Annotated in this window: 21 protein-coding genes; 9 read left to right on the top strand and 12 right to left on the bottom strand. The window is 67.3% G+C overall.

Annotated features, from left to right (window positions below; genetic code table 11):
- Positions 1 to 22: 22 nt before the first annotated feature.
- From EYZ64_RS25380 to EYZ64_RS25360, 5 genes are all read right to left on the bottom strand, one after another.
- Complete coding sequence (locus EYZ64_RS25380; protein WP_135457819.1) at positions 23 to 1099, bottom strand: ATP-binding protein; 1077 nt, start codon at positions 1097 to 1099, stop codon at positions 23 to 25.
- The gene (locus EYZ64_RS25375; RefSeq protein WP_135457817.1) at positions 1092 to 4661 is read right to left on the bottom strand and encodes a DUF4132 domain-containing protein; all 3570 of its coding nucleotides are present in this window, start codon (positions 4659 to 4661) and stop codon (positions 1092 to 1094) included. Before EYZ64_RS25375 ends, EYZ64_RS25380 begins: the two co-directional genes overlap by 8 nt.
- A 121-nt stretch (positions 4662 to 4782) precedes the next feature.
- Positions 4783 to 5301: an LppA family lipoprotein gene (locus tag EYZ64_RS25370; RefSeq protein WP_286175124.1), complete on the bottom strand. Its 519-nt coding sequence runs from the start codon at positions 5299 to 5301 to the stop codon at positions 4783 to 4785.
- Between the two features lie 56 nt (positions 5302 to 5357).
- The gene (locus tag EYZ64_RS25365; protein WP_135457812.1) at positions 5358 to 6929 is read right to left on the bottom strand and encodes an alpha/beta hydrolase; all 1572 of its coding nucleotides are present in this window, start codon (positions 6927 to 6929) and stop codon (positions 5358 to 5360) included.
- A gap of 86 nt (positions 6930 to 7015) precedes the next feature.
- Positions 7016 to 7585: a hypothetical protein gene (locus EYZ64_RS25360; RefSeq protein WP_135457810.1), complete on the bottom strand. Its 570-nt coding sequence runs from the start codon at positions 7583 to 7585 to the stop codon at positions 7016 to 7018.
- A gap of 67 nt (positions 7586 to 7652) precedes the next feature.
- On the opposite strand from EYZ64_RS25360, the gene mfd reads away from it, so the two are divergent.
- From mfd to EYZ64_RS25345, 3 genes are all read left to right on the top strand, one after another.
- The gene (gene mfd, locus EYZ64_RS25355; RefSeq protein WP_135457808.1) at positions 7653 to 11291 is read left to right on the top strand and encodes a transcription-repair coupling factor; all 3639 of its coding nucleotides are present in this window, start codon (positions 7653 to 7655) and stop codon (positions 11289 to 11291) included.
- Positions 11292 to 11293: 2 nt separating this feature from the next.
- On the top strand, positions 11294 to 12472 hold the full coding sequence (locus EYZ64_RS25350) for a nucleoside triphosphate pyrophosphohydrolase (RefSeq protein WP_286175123.1): 1179 nt from the start codon (positions 11294 to 11296) through the stop codon (positions 12470 to 12472).
- Between the two features lie 202 nt (positions 12473 to 12674).
- Complete coding sequence (locus EYZ64_RS25345; RefSeq protein ID WP_135460245.1) at positions 12675 to 13484, top strand: serine hydrolase; 810 nt, start codon at positions 12675 to 12677, stop codon at positions 13482 to 13484.
- Between the two features lie 18 nt (positions 13485 to 13502).
- On the opposite strand, the gene EYZ64_RS25340 is transcribed toward EYZ64_RS25345, so the two are convergent.
- The 4 genes from EYZ64_RS25340 to efeU are packed head-to-tail and all read right to left on the bottom strand — an operon-like array spanning position 13503 to position 17576.
- Entirely contained in the window at positions 13503 to 14156 is a 654-nt protein-coding gene (locus EYZ64_RS25340; RefSeq protein WP_135457806.1) for a DsbA family protein, read from the bottom strand.
- A 12-nt stretch (positions 14157 to 14168) separates the two neighbouring features.
- Complete coding sequence (gene efeB, locus EYZ64_RS25335; protein ID WP_135457804.1) at positions 14169 to 15488, bottom strand: iron uptake transporter deferrochelatase/peroxidase subunit; 1320 nt, start codon at positions 15486 to 15488, stop codon at positions 14169 to 14171.
- On the bottom strand, positions 15469 to 16641 hold the full coding sequence (gene efeO / locus EYZ64_RS25330; RefSeq protein ID WP_135457802.1) for an iron uptake system protein EfeO: 1173 nt from the start codon (positions 16639 to 16641) through the stop codon (positions 15469 to 15471). The genes efeB and efeO overlap by 20 nt, the downstream gene beginning before the upstream one ends.
- Entirely contained in the window at positions 16638 to 17576 is a 939-nt protein-coding gene (efeU, locus tag EYZ64_RS25325; RefSeq protein WP_135457800.1) for an iron uptake transporter permease EfeU, read from the bottom strand. The genes efeO and efeU overlap by 4 nt, the downstream gene beginning before the upstream one ends.
- A gap of 208 nt (positions 17577 to 17784) precedes the next feature.
- Here efeU and EYZ64_RS25320 point away from each other — a divergent pair, with 208 nt between their 5' ends.
- The 6 genes from EYZ64_RS25320 to EYZ64_RS32110 all read left to right on the top strand — a co-directional run bounded on the left by EYZ64_RS25320 (position 17785) and on the right by EYZ64_RS32110 (position 22547).
- A complete protein-coding gene (locus EYZ64_RS25320; protein WP_167857964.1) occupies positions 17785 to 18516 on the top strand; it encodes a lytic transglycosylase domain-containing protein in 732 nt (243 codons plus the stop codon).
- 84 nt (positions 18517 to 18600) lie between these two features.
- Entirely contained in the window at positions 18601 to 19884 is a 1284-nt protein-coding gene (gene eno / locus EYZ64_RS25315; protein WP_135457796.1) for a phosphopyruvate hydratase, read from the top strand.
- Positions 19885 to 19911: 27 nt separating this feature from the next.
- Positions 19912 to 20613, top strand: a complete 702-nt coding sequence (locus tag EYZ64_RS25310; protein WP_135457794.1) for an FtsB family cell division protein — start codon at positions 19912 to 19914, stop codon at positions 20611 to 20613.
- Positions 20606 to 21097, top strand: a complete 492-nt coding sequence (locus EYZ64_RS25305) for a DUF501 domain-containing protein (protein WP_135457792.1) — start codon at positions 20606 to 20608, stop codon at positions 21095 to 21097. Before EYZ64_RS25310 ends, EYZ64_RS25305 begins: the two co-directional genes overlap by 8 nt.
- The gene (locus EYZ64_RS25300; RefSeq protein WP_135457790.1) at positions 21094 to 22041 is read left to right on the top strand and encodes a Ppx/GppA phosphatase family protein; all 948 of its coding nucleotides are present in this window, start codon (positions 21094 to 21096) and stop codon (positions 22039 to 22041) included. The genes EYZ64_RS25305 and EYZ64_RS25300 overlap by 4 nt, the downstream gene beginning before the upstream one ends.
- Before the next feature lie 155 nt (positions 22042 to 22196).
- Positions 22197 to 22547: a hypothetical protein gene (locus EYZ64_RS32110; RefSeq protein WP_167857963.1), complete on the top strand. Its 351-nt coding sequence runs from the start codon at positions 22197 to 22199 to the stop codon at positions 22545 to 22547.
- A 182-nt stretch (positions 22548 to 22729) separates the two neighbouring features.
- On the opposite strand, the gene EYZ64_RS25290 is transcribed toward EYZ64_RS32110, so the two are convergent.
- The 3 genes from EYZ64_RS25290 to EYZ64_RS32105 all read right to left on the bottom strand — a co-directional run bounded on the left by EYZ64_RS25290 (position 22730) and on the right by EYZ64_RS32105 (position 24553).
- Positions 22730 to 23515, bottom strand: coding sequence for a prolipoprotein diacylglyceryl transferase (locus EYZ64_RS25290; protein ID WP_135457786.1), 786 nt, complete (start codon positions 23513 to 23515; stop codon positions 22730 to 22732).
- Between the two features lie 25 nt (positions 23516 to 23540).
- Positions 23541 to 24245, bottom strand: coding sequence for a ZIP family metal transporter (locus EYZ64_RS25285; RefSeq protein WP_135457783.1), 705 nt, complete (start codon positions 24243 to 24245; stop codon positions 23541 to 23543).
- Positions 24246 to 24376: 131 nt separating this feature from the next.
- On the bottom strand, positions 24377 to 24553 hold the full coding sequence (locus tag EYZ64_RS32105) for a hypothetical protein (RefSeq protein ID WP_167857647.1): 177 nt from the start codon (positions 24551 to 24553) through the stop codon (positions 24377 to 24379).
- Between the last annotated feature and the right edge of the window lie 16 nt (positions 24554 to 24569).

Raw genomic sequence — 24569 nt, 5'->3', positions numbered from 1 at the left:
GGCTCATCAAGGGCTGCCATGGTCACGGCAGCAGGTCGCGCGCGGCGTAGAACTCCCGCCAATGCCGCCCTCGGCGTTCGGCGACCTTCTGTTCGAAGTAGCGCCGCAGCTTCGCCCGGTCGTCGGCGTCGTCTTTCACCACGGTGCCGCCGATGCTCTCGGCCAGATCGGCTGGACTGCCCTGGCGTTGGCCCAGATACCAGGCTCTGACCCCGACGGCATGCGCGACGTTGACGGCCTCGGCGGTCGACATCACCGCGCTCAGCCGGTCCATCGCACTGCCCCCGTCGTCGCGCAGGTCACGGAACGTGCGCACCAGCAGTTCGAGGACGGGCTCGGGCACCGTCACCGGGACGCCGCTACGTTCCAGCAGCGTCTGCGACGCGCGGGCCACCAGGTCCAGCTCGACATCGAAATCGAGGATGGGAAACACGGTTTCGAAGTCGAACCGGCGTTTGAGCGCCGCGCTCATCTCGTTGACGCCGCGGTCCTTGGTGTTGGCCGTACCGATGATGTTGAAACCTTCGCGGGCATAGAGCATGCCGTGTTCGCCCGCGAGCTCCGGCACCGCCATGACGCGGTCGCTGAGCATGCTCAGCAGACTGTCCTGCACTTCCAGCGGAGTGCGGGTGATCTCCTCGAACCGCACCACCTTGCCGTCTCGCATACCGGTGTACAGCGGGGCAGGGACAAGAGCGTTGAGGCTCGGACCCTCGTTGATCAGCAACGCGTAGTTCCACGAGTACTTGATCTGGTCCTCGGTGACCGACGCCCCGCCCTGGATGGTCAACGTAGAACACCCGCTGATCGCGGTGGCCAGCAACTCGGACAGCAGCGACTTGGCCGTGCCCGGCGCGCCGACCAGCATCAGGCCGCGCCCGGTGGCCAGGGTGACGAGCATGCGTTCGACCGCGGCGACCGGCACGACGACCTTGGCGGTGATGCCACGGGCCCGCTCGCCCAGCACGAAAGCGCGGGCAGACCGCAGTCCCATGCTCCACCCGGGCGGCCGGGGTTCGGAAGTGTCTGCGGTCAGCCTTGCCAGCTCTTCGGCGTAATCGATCTCGGCGGGGGCGCGCTGCAGGTTCTGGTCAGCCACGTAGGCCCTCCAGGTCACGGATCAGTTCACTCGCGGTGATCTCGTCGAGCTTGCCGAAGGGCTTCGCGTCGACGGTCCACTTCCCGGGAGTACCGACAACGACGCCGTCGATGCTCTGTTCGGGGAAGTAATCGAGGGCCCCGACGGCAAGGCCTTCGGAGAGCCCGGCGACCGCTCTCCAGCCACCCGGCAGCGGCTTCTCCATTTCGTGGATCACGCCGGCGTCCTGTGGCATACCGCGTTCCCAGCCGCGATTGGTCAGGCCGAGGATCTTTCCGGTGGGGACGACGATATTGCTCCACCGGGTGAGTTCGGTGCTGGACTTCTCGGCCTCGGTGAGTCGGTAGGTGTCCCGGCCGAGCTGGGTAAAGGGCTGCAGCAGTTCGTAATCGGTGAACAGCTGACCGAAACCGCCGGCGTCGGCCTCGGGAAGCTCCAGTGCGTGCGGCAGTCCGATGACGGCATCGTCGGCCAGCGTGATCGGCTCGTCGTCGGCGTCGGTGTACTGACCGTCTTCGGCGACGCGGAAGCACCGGTCGATTCCGGCGTCGGTGTAGGTGGCCCACACCAGCCGCTGCACCAGGTGCCGCACCAACGGATGGCCGGCCAGGAACTGCTCGTACACCGGCACGCTCCAGCGGCGGCGCGCACACATCGCCAACTCGAGGCGCAGCACCTGCTGCCCCGCAACGGTGCGGGCGTCCTTCTTGAGTGCCCTCCACCGGGCCGTGGCGGCGGTGGCCAACTCGGCGTCGTCGTCACGACGCGCCTTGGCAAGCTCCTTGAGCCGGGCCCCATCGCTGTCGCGCACAAACGGTTTGAGGGCTTCGTCGAAGCCGACCCGGAACTGTCGCGGACCGAAATCCAGCAGCATGGTGCCGTCCGGTTCCAGCCCCAGGTCGGGCGCCAGGCGATCTTCCAGTTCGGCGGTCGTCAGGCCCCGGTCGTCGGCGATCTGAGTGATCTTCTCCCGGGCCCGTTCCTGCAACGCCTTGAATTTGACCTTGCTCGCGATGCCGTTGAGCATCATCAGCGCGACATCGGAACCGATCCCGGCCAGCACGTCCAGGCCGACGACGGCTCGCTTGTGCTGAGATTCGCCGGGCCAGGCCCGCACAAACGGCGTGAACCGTCGCGCGGTGTCGTCGTTGCCGAACAACCCCAGGCTGGTCATGGCCCAGCTGTCCTTGCTGGGTGCACCCGCAGCCAGCCACGCCGAGAACAGGTCCCAGCCGAAGTCGGCCAGTGAGTCCGCGGTGCAGGCGTCGACGACATGGCCGATCCCGGCGTAGACGCCGTCCCCGGTGGGGAAGGCCAGCATGGTGCCGAGGTGGTCGACAGCGTTCAGCGGTAATGGCTTGCCGGAGTGCAGCTTTGGTCTACGCCACGCTGCCGGCGCCCAATAGGCCGGCAATTTGCTGCGCTTGGTCGGGTACAGGTCGGTGGGGTCCTCGTCGAGCATGGCCGTTACCGCTGCGGTCACGTCGTCGCGGTGGTACGCCGCCGCGGTGGACAGGATCAGCTCGCGGTGGCCTTGGACAGCCATGGCTCGCAAGGCTGTTGCGGCATTGTCCCTGGCCTCGCCCGGTTTGCCGATGGCCGCGGGGATCAGCCCGGCGGCAGCGTGTTCGGGGTGGGTGCGCAACCAGGTGTCGGCCTCGCCGCGCAGGGTTTTCGAGAGACGGAAGGCGCGCGCGGCCAAGGGGGCAAGCTCGACCGCGCCGAAAACGATTGCCGTGGAAAGGTGTTCGGAGGGACGACGGCGGACCAGGGTTACCAACCCGGGCAGTGCATCGACACCCTCATGGGCGAGCACAAATAGCACTTCGTAGTCGGAATCCGTGGTGCCGACCAGCGCATTCCACAGTCGCAGCCCGAACCCGGGGGAGATGCGGTCGAGTATCTTCGCTTCGCGGCCGCTGCCGCACAGCTTGCGGCCCTCAATGACCACCGATCTCCATCCCGGGAGCGCTCCGTACGCCGTGGCCCATTCCTGGAAGGCCGTGACGGTTGCGGTGACGTCGCCGGTACGCAGTGCCACAGCGACGTTCTGCTGCAGCTCGGGCAGGACATCGTCGGCCGGCTTCGCGTAGTAGCCGGTGTAGCAGATCGCTTTCACCGCCTCGGCCACTTCAGCGGTGGTGACGTCAACCCGATCGCGAGTGTTCAGCTTCTGAAACAGGCCCCGTAACCGACCTTGGCCCGGGCTACCGGCATCCGGAGCGTGTGCGGCCCGAGCCGCGTTGGAACTCCTAGATCGAGACCAGTTCTCACGTTGACCGTCGCGCCAGCGCGCTACCGGGGCCAGCGGCAGCGGCTCCAGGCCCTCGACCAGAACCTGCTTCCGCTTGGGCCGCAACCACGGCGGGTCGGCCAGCACCTGCGGCAGCTCGTCGGGCGTGGCCTCGTCGTGGTGGCCACTGATCTGCTCGGTGACGCTGTCGAAGGCACCGGCAGCGTTGCCCGTCAACCAAGGGCGCACCGCTTCCGCCAGCTCGCGATGTTCAGCCACCAGACCGCCGAGCAACATCCGGGACGTGGCGGCGTCGCGACCACCGTCGCCGACTGCCTGGGCAAGCCCAGCGACGGCGGCCGCAGGCCAGCGGTCGATGGCGGTGCGCAGCCGTAGCTGATTGGATTTGCTGGCGCTGGCAACACCGGCCAGCGCCCGGATGGCCTCGGGCAACCCGATCCGCGCCAGTGCGTCGCCCGCCGCTTCGACGGACGCGTGCGGGACCAAAGTGCTCAGCGCCGCCGAGCCATGGTTGACCACCAGGGCGTTGAGGTACCGCGGGGTGTACTCGAAGGCCCCGTATTCGGGTCGCTTTCGTGGCCGGGCCCGGTCGATCAGCTTCGCGTCGGCCGCGGTGGCCTGCAGCCAGGGCAGCCAGGGCAGCCACTCCGAGTCGGAGTCGGCGAACTCGGCGATCAGCTCGTCGCTGAGGTCCGGGGTATCGGGCAGAGCCAGGGCAAAGGCGGCCCGGCGCACGGGTTCCATGTGCACCGCGGCCGCCCGTACAGCGGCGACGACCTGCGCGTATTCCTCGTCGGAGGCCAGGCAGGCCAACCGACGTAGCACCTCGAAATGAGGGTCTAGCGGGTCATGTGTGTAGCTTCGGTCGCTGGGCTGGTTGAGCAGGTGGAAGCGATGACTTCTAGTGGAACTGTCCCAGGTCTGGATGCGGCTGATGCGCAGCGATTCGATCAGGGTATCGACCGCCTCAAGAAGTCCGTTCTTGGCCGCGATCACATAGAGCAGGCCGCTGTAGCGACTCGCGGCCAGCAGCACAGCGTTCTCAGCCCGCGTGTGCTCGTTCGGCTGCCGGTCCATGGCCGAGATCACCGTGTCGCGGATCGTCGGATCGGTCTGATCCAGGTCGATCGCTTCTCGGCATTCAGCGACCACGTTTGCCGCGGCCTGCCAGTCGGGTTCCCGAAGGCTGCTCGGTGGGTGGGCGCGGGTGGGGAGCGCTGTGTCGATGAATGCGTCGTCGAGGTGTACGGGATCGCCGTCTGCCAACCAGGGCGGGATGTCCTGTGACGCGGTGCTCTTTGACTCCACTGAATTCCCCTCATCCGCGGCGCTGTTCGCCACCGGGAGTTAAACATCGTAAGGCTGCTCGGGCGGGTCCAATCGCGGAGATTTTCGGCCCCGCTACGGGTTTCGTCGAGCGTGCATATCGCTACTTGGGTGCGGCTTCGCGTGCCTTGCGCTTGTTCTCGGCGGTGAGGTAGCAGCCGGTCACCACCTGCAGGACCGCGTTGGTCTGCGAGCCGAACGACAATCTGCCGTCCTCGCTGTCGGTGATGGTGAGATCAGTCGACTCGTCGCCGACGGGGTTCTCGGTTCGTCCGGTCACGTTGGTGTAGCCGTGCCTGGCGGCGATGTCGATGACGGCCTGCGACGCCTGCCCCCACAACGTGGCAGGCACCGGGACCTCGGAGACGAAGTTCTGGCCGAAGTAGCGTTCGCCGTCGGTGGATCCGAACTCGCCGCAGTTGGTGCTGCGCTCTTCGCGATGGGGCAGCCATCGCGAACCCGGCACAATCCGCGATAGCTCGGTGGTGATCTCGGTGATCATCTTGTCGCGGTCGGCGAGGACCTCTTCGGCATCACGGCGGGCCAGCAGGGTGCCGAGTTCCTCAGGGGTGCCGAAGCCGTAATCGCCTTCGGCGGGACCTTTGTACTCGGACTCAAACATCGGACCGCAGCCTGTCAACGTGAAGGCCAGCAGCAAAGTGATCACCAGACGCCACATCAATCCTCCACCTTCACAAAGTTCTTGTCCTGTCCCAACCCTGCCACGACGACGGCCTGGTTGTAGAGCGCTGTGGTGTCGACGAACGAGTACTTGCTGTGGCCCGTCGACTCGTTGCGGGAGCCCAGCGCGGTGGTCTCGGCGTTCGTGGACAAGTCGATGAAACCGGGCAGGCTCGACGGGATCGAGGAACCGAATCGGCCCAGGTCGGCGACGACGTCGTTCTTGGCATGTTCGACGAACACGTGGCCCTCTGTGAGGTGCAGATCCGACGGTGTGGTCTGGCCGAAGAACTGCCACGGATTGGTCTCCAATCCGGGCGACCCCATGAACACGGCGTCGTCGGCGGCCGTGCCGCGCTGCAGGGCCTCACTGGCCAGGGTCGAACCGTAGGAGTGGCCGAGGACGGTGAGATGCGGGTCGGTGTCGCGGGAGCTGTCGAGCCCGTTGATGAACGACGCGAGTTTGGGCGCGTTGTCGTCGGCGTAGTGGGCGCTGCCGGCCTGGGCCAGATTGGACGGCGGCTCGTAGCCCAGCCAGGCCACGGTGGCCACGGTCTCGTTGCCCTTGCCCGCCTTGTCGAGCACCCGCTCGGTCTCGCTCTTCAGCCATTCGGACTGCTCGATGTACGTCGGCAGGTCATTGCCCTCGTTGGGCTTGTCGTAGGTCACCGAGCCGGTTCCCGGCACATAGACGCTGACATGGTCGGCGGTGTCGACGTTGCCGGTCGCGACCGCGACCTTCGGGTGCTCGCCGTCGAAATCGAGGACAAGAAGCTGCCGGTCGTTCTTGGACAGGGCGTCGTCGATCGCGGCGATGGTGCCCTTCTCCTCGGAGGTCAGGTTGGTGTCGTTGCGCAACTTGGCGAGCCGGTTGCGGTTGGCCGAGTCGCGCACGGTACCGGGCACCCCGTCGAGATTTCCGACCCAATCTGGCCGCTCGACGATGATGCGGTTCTGCTCCTCTTCGCTCAACGAGTCCCACCACTGGTTCACCTCGGTATCGGTGGCACCGTCGGGTGGCTTCAGGGTGTCGAGATCGCGCTTGAACGGCGATGCCGGCGGGTCGCCCAATATGTTGCTTGCCTGCGGGCCATCGTTTGAGGAACCAGTTTTGAGGGCGTTGGCCGTCGCTGCGTCGACGGAATCGAATTGCTGGAGAAGGGCTTTCAGTGTGGCGGTGTACGCCGCGGCCAGCTTGGGTGTCATGAGCTTTCCGGCGCCCGTGACGGTGCCGTTGTCGGCGACAGTGGCGCCCAGGCTCACCGCTTGTTTGGCGACGTTGAGGATCTCGGTGCGCAGCGGCGTGAGGTTGGCGCCGCCCACCCGCAACGCGGTCTGGGTGTTCTGCAGGCGGGTCCGGAGGCGGGTCTGATCGTCCAGGTTCTTGTTGCCGCGGGCGATTGCCGCATCAGCAGCGGTGCCTTTCCACCCGCCGGCCAGATCAGTCAGAGTGTTCCGCTGGGTGTTGATCAGCCCGTCCAACTGATCGATCTTGCCCTGCAATTGGCTTGCGGCATCAGACAATGCGGTCGGATTGCTGGCGGTGACGGTGGAGATCGTGACGGTCATCGGCGGGCTCCGCCCATCACTGCTCCTGTCTGAAGATCTGCTGTCAGAACGCTAGCAGCATCCGGACGGGGTTCGACGCGCCAAAATCAGGTCCTACCGAAGGACCTCGTGTCAGTGGTGGTGGCGATGAACCCGTTGCCCTTCTGCGGGTCGGCCATCCGGCAGGCCAACAGGATGTCGTCGGTGTGGATGCACACGGCGTTGCCCAGATCGAAGCGTTGGCCCGCGGGCAGCATCGGCGCCTCCTCCTCGGTGATGCCGTCGACCGGGCTGAGCGGCTCTTCGGTGTGGGAGAAACTCATCGGAATCGCGCCGTTGGTGGTGCCGTAGCTGAACAGGTGCGCGAGGTTGGCGTCGTTGGGGGCGCCGACGAACGGCCCGCGGCAGTCCAGCGCGTACATCGCCCGGTGCTGGGTGGTCATGCAGACGAAGCCCTCGGGCGTGCGGAACCCCTGCACCGGAAATCCTTGGCCCTCGCGCAGGACGTACTGCGCCGCGTCGACGGCGGGGTAGGCGGCGAAGTCAGGTATGCCGTCCGGCCCGAGATGCGTCGGCACCGACTCGTGCTGGGAGTCCGACGTGTGCCGGCTGGTGAGCCAGATCACCGCGAACACCGCCGTCAGGACCACAACGAGCGCTGCCGCGAAACGCTTCATCGCTCCATGATCGCCCGGGACCGATCGGGGCGGAGCCGAAATCCCGGGCCCGTAGAATGGCCCCATCATGACCGCACCGGGGCACAACCATGTTCAGACCCCGATTGCGGGTCTCGTCGAGCTGGCATTAACCGATCCGTCCCTGCAGGACGTCCTTCACCGCGCCGCCGACCGGCCCGCCGATCTCGCACTCGTCGGGCCGGCCAGTGCCCGCGTGCTGGTGGCGGCCGGGCTGGCCCAGCAGGGCCCGTTGCTGGTGGTCGCCGCCACCGGCCGGGAAGCCGACGATCTGACCGCCGAGTTGCGCGGCGTGTTCGGCGACGCTGTCGCCCTGTTCCCGTCCTGGGAGACGCTGCCGCACGAGCGGTTGTCCCCGGGTGTCGAGACCGTCGGTGCCCGGTTGTTGCTGCTGCGTCGGCTGGCCCATCCCGAGGACACGACACTGGGCTCGCCGCTGCGTGTGGTGGTCACCACGACCCGTTCACTGCTGCAACCGATGGCCCCCGACGTCGTGGGCACCGAGCCCGTCACCCTCACCGTCGGTGCCGAAGCGGAGTTCGAGGCGGTCATCACCCGGCTGGTCAACCTGGCCTACACCCGCGTCGACATGGTCGGCAAACGCGGGGAGTTCGCCGTGCGCGGCGGCATTCTCGATCTGTTCCCGCCCACCGCTGAGCACCCGGTGCGCGTCGAGTTCTGGGGCGACGAGATATCCGAGATACGGATGTTCTCGATCGCCGACCAGCGCTCGATTCCCGAGATCCCGGTGCAGAACGTGGTCGCCGTGCCGTGCCGCGAACTGCTGATGACCGCTGATGTGCGCGAGCGTGCCGCGGTCCTATCCGCCGAGCACCCCACCCACGAGAACAGCGTGACGGGAAGCGTGCCCGACATGCTGGCCAAACTCGCCGAGGGCATCCCGGTCGACGGCATGGAGGCGCTGCTGCCGCTGCTGCATCCGGTGCAGCCCACGACGTTGACGCATCACCTGCCCGACGGGGCCCCGGTCCTGCTGTGCGACCCGGAGAAGGTGCGGACCCGGGCGGCCGACCTGATCAAGACCGGGCAGGAGTTCCTCGAGGCATCGTGGTCGACGGCCGCGGTCGGCGGGGATGCGCCCATCGACATCGAGGCACTGGGCGCGTCGGGATTCGTCCCGTTCGACCAGGCGCGTGAAGACTCCGTCGCCGGTGGGCACCCGTGGTGGACGTTGAGCCAGCTGCCCGACGGCAAGGCCATCGAACTCGACCTGCGGCCGTCGCCGTCGGCGCGCAGTCAGCAGAGTCTCGACGAGATCTTCGCCATGTTGCGCGCCCACGTCGCCACCGGCGGGTACGCCGCGGTGGTCACCCCGGGCGCCGGTACCGCACACCGCGTCGTCGAGCAGCTCGGCGAATCCGACATTGCGGCGGCGATGCTCGAGCCGGGTGCGGCACCCAAGGCCGGCGTGGTCGGGGTGCTCAAGGGACCGCTGCACGACGGTGTGATCCTGCCCGGGGTCAACCTCGTGGTCATCACCGAGACCGATCTGACCGGTAACCGGGTGACGGCGTCGGAGGGTAAAAGGCTTGCGGCCAAACGGCGTAACGTCGTCGATCCGCTGGCGCTGTCCGCCGGGGATCTGGTGGTGCATGATCAGCACGGCATCGGCAAGTTCGTCGAGATGACCGAGCGGGTGGTCGGCGGAGCCCGCCGCGAATACCTGGTGCTGGAGTACGCGTCGTCCAAACGCGGTGGTGGATCGGACCGGCTGTACGTGCCGATGGATTCACTCGATCAGCTGTCGCGGTACGTCGGCGGTGAGGCGCCGTCGCTGTCCAAGCTCGGCGGAAGCGACTGGGCCAACACGAAAACCAAGGCGCGCAAGGCTGTTCGTGAGATCGCCAGTGAACTGGTCGCGCTGTACGCCAAGCGGCAGTCGGCGCCCGGGCATGCGTTCGGCCCAGACACTCCATGGCAGAACGAGATGGAGGACGCGTTCGGCTTCACCGAGACCATAGACCAGCTGACCGCGATCACCGAGGTCAAATCCGATATGGAGAAGCCGGTTCCGATGGACCGGGTGATCTGCGGCGACGTGGGTTACGGCAAGACCGAGATCGCGGTGCGAGCGGCGTTCAAGGCCGTGCAGGATGGTAAGCAGGTGGCGGTGTTGGTGCCGACGACGCTGCTGGCCGATCAGCACCTGCAGACCTTCACCAACCGGATGGCCGGTTTCCCGGTGACGGTCAAGGGGTTGTCGCGGTTCACCGATCCGGCGGAGTCGCGGACCACGATGGAGGGCATGAAGGACGGTTCGGTCGACGTCGTGATCGGCACACACCGGCTGTTGCAGACCGGTGTGACCTGGAAAGACCTGGGTCTCATCATCGTTGACGAGGAACAGCGGTTCGGCGTCGAGCACAAAGAGCACATCAAATCGATGCGTACGCATGTCGACGTGCTCACGATGAGCGCCACCCCGATCCCGCGCACCCTGGAGATGAGCCTGGCCGGCATCCGCGAGATGTCGACGATCCTGACCCCACCCGAGGAGCGTTATCCGGTGCTGACGTACGTCGGTCCGCATGACGACAAGCAGGTGGCCGCGGCGTTGCGTCGTGAGCTGCTGCGTGACGGGCAGGTGTTCTACATCCACAACCGGGTGCGCACGATCGACCAGGCTGCGGCGCGGATTCGTCAAATGGTGCCCGAAGCCAGGGTCGTCGTCGCGCATGGGCAGATGAACGAGGAGACGCTGGAGAAGACCGTCGAGGGCTTCTGGAACCGGGAGTACGACATCCTGGTCTGCACCACGATCGTCGAGACCGGCCTGGACATCTCGAACGCCAACACGCTGATCGTCGAGCGGGCCGACACCTTCGGGTTGTCACAGCTTCATCAGCTGCGCGGCCGGGTGGGCCGCAGCCGCGAACGCGGATACGCCTACATGCTCTATCCGCCCAATTCACCACTGACCGAGACCGCCTACGACCGGCTCGCCACGATCGCGCAGAACAACGAGTTGGGTGCCGGCATGGCCGTGGCCATGAAGGATCTGGAGATCCGCGGTGCGGGCAACGTGCTTGGCGCCGAGCAGTCCGGCCACGTGGCCGGTGTGGGATTCGATCTGTACGTGCGGCTGGTGGGCGAGGCTGTCGAGGCGTATCGAGCCGCTGCCGACGGGAAAACCGTTGCCACAGCGGAGGAGCCGAAGGAAGTGCGGGTCGACCTGCCGGTCGACGCACACCTGCCCCCGGAGTACATCGGCAGTGACCGGCTGCGGCTGGAGGGCTACCGACGGCTGGCCGCGGCTTCGGATGAGGACGCTGTCCGGGCCGTCGTGGACGAGCTCGTCGACCGATACGGCCCGTTGCCCGAGCCTGCGCAGCGCCTGGTTGCGGTGGCGCGGCTGCGGCTGTTGTGCCGGGAGTACGGCATCACCGAGATCGGTGCGATGTCGGCGTCGACGATCCGCCTGTCGCCGCTCGTGCTTCCCGACTCCGCGCAGTTGCGACTCAAGCGGATGTACCCGGGTGCGCACTACCGGGCCACCACCTCGGTGGTGCAGGTGCCGATCCCACGCGAGAGCGACGGAATCGGCTCGCCGCGGATCCGCGACCTCGACATTGTCCAAATGGTTGCCGGTCTGGTGCTGGTTCTTCATGGCAAAGGCCAGTCGGATGTTGATATAACGAAGTTCTCGCAGGTAACTGGGGAGGTATGACCATGACTGTTGTTCTGGTTGATCCCCGCCGCCCCTCGCTGGTCCCGGTCGAAGCGATCGAATTCCTGACCGGCGACGTGCAGTACACCGAGGAAATGCCGATCAAGGTGCCGTGGACGCTGCCCGCGGCCCGGCCCATCTACGGCGATGACGAAGACAACCCGGCCCCGGTGCTGCTGTCCTCGGATCCTGAGCATCCGGCGGTCAAGGCCCGTTTGGCGGCCGGCGACCGGTTGATCGCGGCTCCGCAGGCGCAGGCGGGGGAGCGGCTCGTGGACGCCGTGGCGATGATGGACCAGCTGCGCACCGACGGGCCGTGGGAGAGCGAGCAGACCCACGATTCCTTGCGTCGCTATCTGCTGGAGGAGACCTACGAGCTGTTCGACGCGGTGCGCGGCGGCAATGCCGACGAACTGCGCGAAGAACTCGGCGATGTACTGCTGCAGGTGCTGTTCCACGCCCGCATCGCCGAGGATGCACCCGTTCATCCGTTCAACATCGATGACGTCGCCGATTCGCTCGTGCGCAAGCTCGGCAACCGCGTACCGGCAGTGCTTGCCGGAGAGTCGATTTCACTGGACGAGCAGCTGGCTCAGTGGGAGGAGCGCAAGGCTCAGGAGCAGAAGGTGAAGGCCCGCGGGTCGTCGATGGATGACGTGCCCACCGGGCAGCCGGCTCTGGCGCTGGCGCAGAAGGTGCTGGCCCGGGTGGCCCAGGCCGGGCTGCCCGCAGATCTGGTACCTGCCGCGCTGACCTCAGTGGTCGTTTCGGCGGATGCTGATGCCGAGAATGACTTGCGCAGTGCGATTTTGGAGTTCATGGACACCGTCCGAGTGGTGGAGTCCGACGTGGCCGCCGGCCGGCGGGGCGAGGACGTTCCCGAGGAACTCGACGTGACACCGCTGGGTTCGATCACCGAGGACGAGTGGCGGGCGTACTGGCCGGGTGCGGTTGTCGAGCCCGAGCCTGAGCCCGATGCGGACGACGAGTTCGAGGCGGATGACGAGCTTGACGCCGAGCCCGAGCCCGAGCCCGCGGTGGAAGCCGCGAACGACGAAGACGCAGAGGCAGAAGCTGAGTCCGCGTCCGACGCCGACGCGGAGGGCCCGGCCGAGGATGAAGCGGCTGACCAGGGCGAGTCGGAGTCTGAACCCGACGAGGACGATCACCCCCGCGACTGACGGCGGACGCGTCGCTGCCAAGTCGAGTCTGCCGCGCGCGTAACGCCAGGGCGAATTCGAGCCGGTTTTTCCGCCACCACGTTACGAGCGCGGGCCAGGTCTCAGCCCTACCCCGTCACGAACTGACAACGGCACGGTTTCGGCTCGGGATGGCCCCGCTGTGCGGACGCTGGATCGGGCCGGGGCGCTCTACGGTGAGGCGATGCGGGTACTGCGGATCGCTGCCGTCGTCCTGGTTCTCAGTCTGGGAATGGTTGCACCGCAGGCCGTCGCGGAATGTGCAACCACAGGCTGTGACCTGCGCTCGCGCATCGCGGCAGCGGATGCCTATCTGGCGTCTCGGCCCGGCACTGTCGGCTACGTGCTGCGCGACCGCGCCGGCGGCATGCGGTACGCCAATGCCAACGCGAACACGATGATCTGGACCGCCTCCACCATCAAGCTGGCGATGGTGGTCGACCTGCTGACCCGGGAACGCGCCGGAGCAGTGCGGCTGTCGGGCAACGACCGGCAACTCATGGTGAAGATGCTGCGGAACTCCGACAACGACGCGGCCGATTCACTGTGGACCCGCTATGGCGGAGCCGACCACCAGGCGTTCAACGCCGGCTTCCCCCGCTACGGCATGACGGACACGCGGCCGCAACCGGGTTTCGGTGACATGTTCCCGTACTGGGGTTTTCAGAAATCCACCACCAACGATCTCGACCGGTTGATGAACTACACGCTGACCCAACTGAATCCGGCCGACGCCTCCGCCGTGGTCGCCGAGATGCAGCGGGTCGGCGGGGAACAGCAGTGGGGCGTGTGGGGCGCCGGGCCTTCGATGAGCCCCGGCAACAAGAACGGGTGGTCGCAGGAACAGGGTGGCTGGGTCGTCAACTCGGTCGGCTTCGCCGGGCCCAACCAGCGCTACACGCTGGCAATCATGAACGGGCTCAACGGGCAGGGCGGCTACGACGACGGAGTCGCCACCACCACCCGGCTCAGTCAGATCCTGCTCGGTGGATGACTGCGCCGCGCGGCCGCTCTACTCGGCCAGCGCCTTATCGAAGGCCGTGGCCAGGTCTTCATAGCTGTGTGGCTGGATGCGCTCGCCGTTGAGAAAGAATGTCGGCGTTCCCTGCACGCCCAGGGCGCGGCCGTCGGCCACATCGAGTTGGACTCGGGCGGCGGTGGCGGGGTCGCTGTAAGCCTTGTCGAATGCCGCCATGTCAAGGCCGAGTTCTCCTGCGAAGCCACGGAATACGTCGTCCGCCGGATCCTGCTTTTCGCCCCACTGGTCCTGGGCGTCGTACATCTTCTTGTACATCGCCTCGAGCTTGTCCTGTTGGGCGGCAGCCTCGACGGCGCGTGCCGCTCGTTCGGCGTTGTAGTGCGCGCCGAGCGGGAAGTACCGGATGACGAAGTTCACCCGGTCGCCGTACTCGGACCGCAGTTGCTCGATGGAGGGATACACCGCGCGACAACCTTCGCACTCGAAGTCGAGGAACTCCACGAAGGTCACGTCACTGTCGGGAACGGAGTTCAGCCGATGACTGTTCTCGCGCACCACCTGGCCGGTTTCGACGGATGCAACCGGTGGCGGCCCGGCGCGATGACGAACGGACTGGTACACGAAAACACCGATGGCCAGCACCGCGATTGCCAATGCGGTGAGCAGTATTCGAGTATTACGCGTCATCTGGTCAGTGCCTCACTCGAACAGAGTCGAACCCCAGTAGCCGTTGGTGTCGTCGTCACGTAGCCCCGGCGGGCACGCGAAGACGGCCGTCCCGGTGTGGGTGATGTATTCGTTGAGCGCATCCTTGCGGGCCAGTTCCCGCTGCATCGGGATGAACTGCTTCTCAGGGCTGCGCACGAACGCGATGAAGAACAGGCCCGCATCGAGGTGACCGAATCCGTCGGAGCCGTCGGTGAAGTTGTAACCGCGGCGCAGGATCTCGATGCCGCCCAGGTGCTCGGCCGAGGCCAGTCGCACATGTGCGTCCACGTCGATCTTCGGATTGCCCTTGCCGTCGGTGATCTCGAAATTGAGCTCGTCGAATTCCTGCTGCAGTCCGTTGGGCGCACCACTGCCCTTTTGTCGTCCGATCACCCGCTCCTGCTCCAGAAGCGTGGTGCGGTCCCAGCTCTCGATGAGCATCCGGATCCGCCGGGTGATCAGGTAGCTGCCGCCGGTGAACCAGGCCGGTCCGTCACCCTCGGCCACCCAGACGTTCTTGTCCAGCAGGTCCGTCTGATCGGACTTGAGGTTGTTCGTTCCGTCCTTGAACCCGAACAGGTTTCGCGGGGTGGTCTGGTCCCGGGTGGTCGAGGACGTGCGGCCGAATCCCAGCTGTGAGTACCGCACCGCGACCGTGCCGAACCCGACGCGGGCCAGGTTACGGATCGCATGCACCGCGACCTGCGGATCGTTGGCGCAGGCCTGCACGCAGATGTCGCCCCCGCAGCGGGCCGCGTCCATGGTCTCGTTGGGGAACTTCGGCAGATCCTTGAGCTCGGCCGGCTGCTTGTCGGCGATGCCGAAGCGGTCCTTGCCGTCCTTGCGGAAGAACGACGGCCCGAACCCGATCGTCAGCGTCAGTTGTGAGGCAGGCAGACCCAGTGCCTCTCCGGTATCCGACGGCGGCGCATACGGATTGCCGTCCACGGCGCCGCCGGCTTCGGTCTCCTCACCGCGCGTCATCCGCTCGGCCATCTTGGTCCACTGCTTGAGCAGGGCGATGACGTCCTCACGGTTGTCGGTGGTGACGTCGAACGAGCAGAAGTGCATCCGGTCCTGCGCCTCGGTGATGATGCCCGCCTGCCGGTCACCGCGAAACGGGACCGGCCCCTGCAGGGCACCGTGCGGGGCGCTGGCCGCGGAAGCGCGGCCGGCCAGCGCACCCGCGCTGGCCGCACCGACTACCGCGGCGGTGACCCCGGCAGCGCCGAACAACTTCCGCCGGGAGAATCCGGTGGACTGCTCGGCATCCGGGGTGGCTTCGGGCGAATCACTGCTTTGCGATGACACCCTGCACCTGGCTCACCTCGTTGCTCAGCGCATCGATGGCGCGTGACAGTTCCTGGCGTTGCGGTTCGGTCACCTTGTCGTAAGTGATGAATCCGTCGCCCTGGCGATACTTGTCCAGCAGCTTCTCGACATCGGCGAACCGCTGATCGACGCGCTTGCCGAGGTCGGCGTTGCGCTCGTCGAGGATCGGCCGCACCGAGGCCACCGCGGTCTGTGAACCTTCGACGTTGGCGTTGAAGTCCCACAGGTCGGTGTGGCTGAAGATGTCTTCTTCACCGCTGATCTTGCTCTTGGAGATCTCGTCGAGCAGGCCCTGGGCGCCCCCGGCGATCTGGGTGGAGTCGATGGTCCAGTCCGGAGCCTTGACGCCGGCCTGGAGTTCCTTCACGTCGGCGACCAGCTGGTCGCCGAGTGCGTTGGCGTCCGGCTGCAGCCCGGTCACCCACAGTTGCTTTTCCAGTGCGTGGAAGCCGGTCCACTTCTGCCCGGGCTCGAGGTCGGCCTCGCGCAGGTCGACTCGCGGGTCGAGGTCGTTGGGGAAGGACTCGGCGACCGGCTCGATGCGCTCCCAGTAGACGCGCGAGGTCGGGTAGAGCGCCTTGGCTTTGGCGACGTCCTTGGCCTTGACGGCGGCGGCGAACTCCTCGACCGCCGGCACCAGGGCGTCGACCTGGCTGTTTACGTACCGCTTGTAGTTGTCGGCGGCTTCCTTGAACTTGCCCTCGGTGTCGATCTGCACGGCTTCGCCGGTCACCTCGAAATTGCCGCGGATGCCTTCACCGACCATGCCGGGGCGGCATGACGTCTGGTACGTGCCCGGCTGGGTGAGCTGAACGATCAGCTGACGCTTGAGCCCGGGGGAGATGTTCTCCACCTCGCCCATGACCCGCTCGCCCTCGCCGTAGACGTAGAACTCGGTGACCTTGTCGCCGTTGTTGGTGACGACGAACGTGCTGGCGCCCGTCGTCGCGGTGGTCCCGGAGAGCTTGCACTCGGTGTCGGAGGCATCGACGGTGATCTGGGCGCCCTTGGCGCCGTCACCGTTCGCACTGCCGCCGTCGGCCTCTTTGGCCTGGCAGGCGCTCAGCGAGAGGCCGGCCAGCACCGCGGCGGTGGCCGCGATACCGGTCTTGACGGCGGGGGTCATCTTCACTTGGTTGACCTTTCGGATGCGGTGGAGGTCTCCGGCTCGACGGTCGGCTCGGAGGAAGTCGAGGCACTGGATGCCGCCCCGGCGGAGCGCAACGGCTTCAGGAACAGCGCCAGCACCACGACGATGTAGGCCAGCCATGCGCCGAACTGCAGAACGGTCGGCGTGGGGTCGATGTTGAAGACGCCCTGGATGATCTCGCCGTACCAGGCCGACCAGTCGAACGCACCGCTCATGTCGAAGGCCTTGGCGCCCAGCCCGGGGATCCAGCCGACGGTCTGCAGCGCCTTGATGCCGTAGGCGAGGATTCCGGCCGCCACCACGATGAGGAAGATCCCGGTGTATTTGAAGAACTTGGCGAGGTTGATCCGGACTGCGCCGGCGTACATGCCGTAGGCGATCGCGGCGGCGATGAGCACGCCGATGATGAGGCCGGTCAGCGGCCACAGCGTCTCGGCCTCGGCGTAGCCGACCATGAACAGCGCGGTTTCCACACCTTCGCGGCCCACCGCCAGGAAGGCCAGCAGCGCCACCGCCAGACCACCGGTCTGCAGTGCCTGCGACATCTCGCCGCGCAGTTCGCCGGACATCGACGCAGACGCCCGTTTCATCCACAGCACCATGGTGGTGACGATGACGACGGCGATCAGCGAGGCGATACCTGCGATGGCTTCGGCGCCCAGACCGCTGATGGTGTTCTCGCCGAACTGGATCGCCAGGAAGACGGTGACGGTCACGGCGATTGCGGCGCCGACACCCAGCCACACCCATTTGAGGGCGTCCCGGCGTTCGGATTTGACCAGAAACGCGACCAGGATCGACACGACGATGGCGGCTTCGAGGCCTTCCCGCAAACCGATCAGGCCACTGCCGAACACCTGCGACGTGACGTTGGAGGCGGCCAGCGTGCTGGTCGGACCGTCCGAGATGGCAGTCATCAAAGCGTCCTCGTTCGACCGGGGTGAAAACACCGTAAGCAACGTAGCCTTGCCTTGCCATAGCAAGGCGTGGCTCACCTTAGCAGGGGGGTCTGTGGGTCCGGCCGACTTCACCTGCCGTTCTCCCGGCATGGACCCGTCGCTCGTCGCGTTCATGGCCGCGCATGCGACGATGGCGAATCAGATAGAGCGGGGTTGAGGGAGTCCGGTGTCGCCAGTGCGTTGGCTGCGGGCTGTCGCCGTAATTGCTGCGACAGCGCTGCTGTTGGCATCCAGCTGTTCGTGGCATCTGGGGACCCCAATTCCCGAGGGCGTGCCGCCACCGGCTGGGGACCCGGTGCCCGCGATCGACACCTACGCCAAGGGCAGGCCCGCCGATCAGCTGCACGAGTGGGCCGCACAGCGGGCACCCGCGCTGGGCATGCCCGTCAACGCCCTTGAGGCCTACTCCTACGCCGCGCGCGTGGCCCAGGTGGAGAACCCGAACTGCCAGCTGGCCTGGACCACGCTGGCCGGCATCGGCATGGTCGAGAGCCACCACGGCACCTACCGCGGCGCGATGATCGCGCGCAACGGGGACGTGACCCCGCCGATCCGTGGCGTGCAATTGGACGGGACCGCCGGCAACCTGCGCATTCCCGACACCGACCAGGGCAAGCTCGACGGGGATCCGCTGATGGACCGTGCCATGGGGCCGATGCAGTTCATCCCGGAGACGTGGGGGCATTTCGGGGTCGACGCCAACAATGACGGGGTGGTCAGCCCGGACAACTTCGACGACGCGGCGCTCTCGGCGGCCGGCCTGCTGTGCTGGTACGGCAAGGACCTGTCCACCCCGAGAGGCTGGATGAAGGCGCTGAAGGCCTACAACAACTCCGAGCAGTACGCCCGGATGGTCCGGGACTGGGCGACGGCGTACGCGAGCGGCCACGGCTTGTGACACGTGTGACAAGCCCAGACACGCCGTCGGGCGGACCACGATCTAGTCTCATCCCTACACGCAGGACTCAATAAGGAGAAGCCAGTGCCCATCATCGAGCAGGTTGGAGCCCGCGAGATCCTCGACTCCCGTGGCAACCCGACGGTCGAGGTCGAGGTGGCCCTGACTGACGGCACGTTCGCCCGGGCGGCGGTGCCGTCGGGCGCATCGACCGGCGAGCACGAAGCGGTGGAGCTGCGCGACGGCGGTTCCCGCTACGGCGGCAAGGGCGTCGAGAAGGCCGTGGAGGCCGTTCTCGACGAGATCGCCCCGGCGATCATCGGCCTGGCCGCCGACGATCAGCGTCTCGTCGACCAGGCGCTGCTGGATCTCGACGGCACTCCGGACAAGTCCCGACTGGGCGCCAACGCGATCCTCGGCGTCTCGCTGGCGGTGGCCAAGGCCGCTGCCGACAGCGCCGCGCTGCCGCTGTTCCGCTACCTCGGTGGCCCGAACGCACACATCCTTCCGGTGCCGATGATGAACATCCTCAACGGTGGCGCCCACGCCGACACCGGGGTGGACGTCCAGGAGTTCATGGTCGCCCCGATCGGCGCACCCTCCTTCAAAGAGTCGCTGCGCTGGGGTACCGAGGTCTACCACTCGCTCAAGTCCGTGCTCAAGAAGCAGGGGCTGTCGACCGGTCTCGGCGATGAGGGCGGCTTCGCCCCCGACGTCGCGGGCACCAAGGCCGCCCTGGACCTGATCGCGACGGCCATCGAGGCCACCGGGTTCAAGCTCGGCAGTGACGTGGCCCTGGCGCTGGACGTCGCCGCCACCGAGTTCTACACGGAGGGTTCGGGTTACGCCTTCGAGAAGGAGACCCGCACGGCCGAGCAGATGGCCGAGTTCTACGCCGGCCTGATCGACGCCTACCCGCTGGTGTCGATCGAGGATCCGCTGTCCGAGGACGACTGGGACGGCTGGGTCGCGCTGACCTCGGCGATCGGAGACCGGATCCAGCTGGTGGGCGACGATCTGTTCGTCACCAACCCGGAGCGGCTGGAGGACGGCATCGAGCGTGGCGCCGCCAACGCGCTGCTGGTGAAGGTCAACCAGATCGGCACGCTCACCGAGACTCTGGATGCCGTTGCGCTGGCGCACAACAGTGGCTACCGCACCATGATGAGCCACCGGTCCGGTGAGACCGAAGACACCACCATCGCCGATCTCGCGGTAGCGGTCGGCAGCGGTCAGATCAAGACCGGTGCCCCGGCCCGCAGCGAGCGGGTGGCCAAGTACAACCAGTTGCTGCGCATCGAGGAGGCGCTCGGCGACGCCGCGCGCTACGCGGGCGATCTCGCATTCCCGCGGTTCGAGGCCAAGTAACGCAGGCGCCTGCGCACCTACACGTCGATGCCCGAAGCGAAGCGGCCTGATCCGAAGAGACGGTCCCCAGCCTCCCGACCCGGTAAGCCGGGCAAGGCCGGGGAATCGAATCGGCCGCGCGCTTCACAGCCCCGCCGCCGGGCGGGCGAGTCCCGTCCGGCGCAGGGTGAGCCGGTGGCCGATGAAAAGGTCTCCAAAGCCATTGCGGTGCAAGCTCAGGAACAGGCCGAGCTGCAGTCCGAGCAGCGGTTCGGGTCGACCGCCCGCCGGGCGGCCATCCTGGCCGCGGTGGTGTGTGTGCTGACCCTGACCATCGCCGGGCCGGTGCGCACCTACTTCGCCCAGCGCACCGAGATGCAGCAAAACAAGACTCTCGAGAAGCAGTTGCGGGCTCAGATCGCAGATCTGGAACTGCAAAAGGTCAAGCTGGCCGATGAGGCGTACATCAAGGCCGAGGCCAGGAAGCGCCTCGGCTTCGTGATGCCCGGCGAAACCCCGTACCAGGTGCAGTTGCCGCCCGGGGCCATTGCGTCGGGCGAGCCGGGAACGTCTGTGCTGCCCGGATCGACGGTGCCCGCAGGCCAGCCCTGGTACACCTCGTTGTGGCACACGATTGCCGATGAGCCGCACGGGGTTTCCCCCACGATCGGCGGGCCTCCGCCTGCGCCGGTCGGTCCGCCCGCACCGCCTGTTCCGCCACCTGCCGAGCCCAGAGGTCCCAATGGTTGATCCTGACGACATCGAGGCCGTGACACGGCAATTGGGCCGGGAACCGCGCGGTGTCCTCGAGATCGCGTACCGCTGCCCCAACGGCGAGCCCGGGGTGGTGAAGACCGCACCCAGACTTCCCGATGGCACGCCGTTCCCGACGCTGTACTACTTGACGCATCCGGCGCTCACGGCGGCCGCCAGTCGGTTGGAATCCTCGGGGCTGATGCGAGAGATGTCCGAGCGGCTGCAGCAGGACGAGGAACTGGCTGCGACCTACCTGCGGGCACATGAGTCGTATCTGGCCGAGCGGGACGCGATCGAGCCGCTGGGTACGACGTTCACCGGGGGTGGCATGCCCGACCGGGTCAAATGTCTGCACGTGGTGATGGCCCACTCGTTGGCGAAAGGCCGCGGGGTCAATCCCTTTGGGGATGAGGCGCTGGCGGTGCTGGCCCTCGAGCCGGCGATGGCCGGGATTCTGGATCGTGAGGTGTGGGTTTGAGGCGAGTCGGCGCGATCGATTGCGGCACCAACTCGATTCGTCTGCTGATCGCCGACGTGGTGGACGGCAAGCTGTGTGACGTGCACCGCGAGATGCGGGTGGTACGGCTGGGGCAGGGCGTCGACGCGACGGGTCAGTTTGCGCCGGAAGCGTTGGCGCGCACCGAATCCGCACTGGCTGACTATGCGACCCTGATGAGCGAGCATTCGGTCACCGCGGTGCGGATGGTGGCGACTTCGGCGGCGCGCGATGCCGGAAACCGCGACGAGTTCTTTGCGATGACCGCCCGGCTGCTGGGCAAGGTGGTGCCCGGTTCTCCGGACATTCAGGCCGAGGTGATCACCGGGACCGAGGAGGCCGAGCTGTCGTTCCGCGGTGCGGTCGGTGAACTCGACCCTGCCGCAGGCCCTTTCGTGGTCGTCGACCTGGGTGGCGGCTCGACCGAACTGGTGCTCGGCGACACGGCCGTGCAGGCCAGCTTCTCCGCCGACATCGGGTGTGTGCGGCTGACCGAACGGTGCCTGCACTCCGACCCGCCCACCGCCGCCGAGGTGGCGCAGGCGCGGGCGGTGGCCCGTGACGGCCTGGCCGAGGCGCTGCGGGTGGTGCCGGTCGAAGGGGCGCACACCTGGGTCGGCGTGGCCGGGACGATGACGACCCTCTCGGCGCTGGCGCAGCGCATGACCGAATACGATCCTGAGGCAATTCATTTGTCCCGCATCGAATTTGATGATCTGCTCGCGGTGTGTGAGCAGCTGATCGGGATGACCAAGGCCGAACGCCTGGCGCTCGGGCCGATGCATGCCGGCCGTGCCGATGTGATCGGCGGCGGCGCCATCATCGTCGAGGAGTTGGCGGCCGTACTCACACAGCGCGCCGGCATCGGCGAACTGGTGGTCAGCGAGCACGACATTCTCGACGGCATCGCGCTGTCGATCGCCTGACCGGTTCTCGGAATCGCTTCTGCGCGCGCCGGTTTCTACCGTGGGGTTGCTAAACCGCGAGATCCAGAGCCCAGGCGTAGAAAACGGCGACAGGCGATCGAGACGTCCACATAAAAACAACGGCCGAACGCGGTTGCCCGCGTCCGGCCGTTGCCGTGAACTACCTAGATCAGGACACGGTCCCGTGGTTGCTCGCCGGGGCGACCGCAGGGGCCGGGGCGGGCGTGGTGACCGCCGGCTGGGTGCCGGCCGGAACCAGCGCCGGCTCGGTGGCCGGAGCGGCAGGAGCAGCCGGAGCGCCCGGTGCCGGAGCGGCCGGGGCAGCCGGAGCGCCCGGAGCGCCCGGTGCCGGAGCGGCCGGGGCAGCCGGAGCGCCCGGAGCGCCCGGAGCGGCGGCGGGGACACCCTCAGCAGGCACACCCTCGGCCGGCGGAACCGCGGTGGCGGCGTTGCCCGCACCTGCGGCGGCCGGTGCCGGGACACCCTCGGCGACCGGCGTGCCGTGAGCGACCGGGGTCCCCTCGGCAGCCGGAGCGCCCGGGGCCGGAGCGGCCGGAACCGTTTCGGTGCCGGCCGGGGTTGCGGCCGGAGCGCCCGGGGCCGGGGTGGCGGCAGGCAGGTCCGTCGCGCGGCTACCTGCGGTTCTCGCCGGGTGGGGGCGTGTCGTCAGGCGGGCCGGGCGGTGTCGTCATGCGGGCACCTCCTGAGAATGGGCTGGGTTGCGATAGTACCCGCGGCGGTAGCCGTACCACAGCCGAAACCCGACGATCAGTAACGACGGCAGCAGGAACCATTGCGGGCGGGTCAGATCCAGCCACACGGTCTCGTTGGCCCGGACGAACTCCACGAGGAATCGGAAACCCGCGTAACCGGCGAAGTAGAGCACGAACAGCTCCCCGGGCTTGCCGATGCGGGGGCGCAGCCATAGCAACACGGCGAATGCGGTGAGCTGGAAGGCGATCTCGTAGAGAAACGACGGGTGCATCGCGGCTCCGGCGAGGCAGCCCGGGCATTCGGGGGTGTCGGCCGGCGCGTGGATGCCCCACGGCAGGGTTGTCGGCCGGCCGGGGGCTTCGGTGAGGTGGCAGCCGATCCGGCCGATCGCCATGCCGAGTGCGACTGCGGGGGCGAACAGGTCGCCGGTCTTTCCGCGGTAACCGCCCAGCCGCTTGGCGATGAGCACCCCGAGGTAGGCGCCGAGCAGCCCACCGAGAATGCTGCGCGAGCCGAACTGCCAGGCCTGGGCCAGGCTCGGATTGGCGCTGAAGTCCAGGTGACGTACCAACCCGGTCAACCTCATCCCGATCGCGCCACCGATCAGCGCCCCGGCCGCGGCGACGACCGACTGCTCGTTGACCGCACCGCGCCGGCGGGCCTCGGCGACGAACACCATCAGTGCGGCGGACACCCCGAGGGCGACGAACAGGTTGTGCACCCCGACGCTGATGGGCCCGAGGTGCCACTGAACAGTCACCCGCCGAACCTAACCCGCGGCCGGTTCACCCGGCCAGCGACAATCCCGCGGCGACGGCGAAACCCAGCACGGCCGCCAGGCCGGCGTTCTCCTTGGCTTTCTCGGTGGCCTCCGGGATCATCGAGCCCACCAGCATGACCAGCAGCGCTCCGGCGGCGAATCCGTTGATGCCGCCCCGGAATTCGGCGCCGGCCACGTTCTGCAGCTGATAGCCGCCGACTGTGGCCAGCGCGCACAGTGCGGCGATCACGGCCCAGCTGCCGACAATCCGGCGGGCAGGTTCACCCGCGGATTTCATGTCGCTGGCCGATCCGATCGATTCGGGCAGGTTCGACACGAAGATGGACACCACGAGGGCCAGGCTGACGCCGGCTCCGGCTGCGATGCCGATGCCGAGTGCGGCCTGTTCGGGAATGCCGTCGAGCAGGGCGCCGAGTAGCAGGGGCAGCCCGGCGGTCTGAGTTCCATTGCGGCCCAGTCGATCTACTGCCTTGTCCGCGAGATAGAACACCACGGCCCCGATGGCCAGGCCGAGTGCCACGGCCCAGGCGCCGCTGGCCCGGAAGCCTTCCTCGGCGAGTTCGAAGGAGATGCTGGAGATGAGCGCCCCAGCGCCGAAACCGAGGACGAGGCCGACGAGGCGTTGATTCCAGTCCCGGACCACGCCGGCGACCGCGCCGATGAGCAGCGAGGATGCGGCGACCAGACCCCAGATCAGCGCAGCGAGCACAGCCGCAGCATAAGGCCGCGCAGGCTCAGAACCGGGGAGGCGGGAGCGGCGGGGAGAAAGAATAAGGAGAAGTGAGTCAGCGCAAGATCGCACGACCGATCGGTGCGATCGATGAGGTTATGGCCCGATGGTCAGGCGGCGTAGCGGTTAGGGGTGGTGACCTGTCGCCGGTTGCCCGGGCGACAGGCCACCGACGGCGTCAGCGCCGCGCGTTGCAGTTCGGGGGGTTTCCGCAGTGGTGGCCACCATCGCAGGCATTGCAGCGACAGGTGCAGGATCCCTTGGTTGCGATGCGCATCGTTGTTCAACTCCTCACTGTTCGGG

Source organism: Mycobacterium sp. DL99 (assembly GCF_004762045.1).
Classification (GTDB): Bacteria; Actinomycetota; Actinomycetes; order Mycobacteriales; family Mycobacteriaceae; genus Mycobacterium.
The sequence above is the reverse complement of the archived record's forward strand: the minus strand, read 5'-3'. Positions and strand labels throughout refer to the sequence as shown.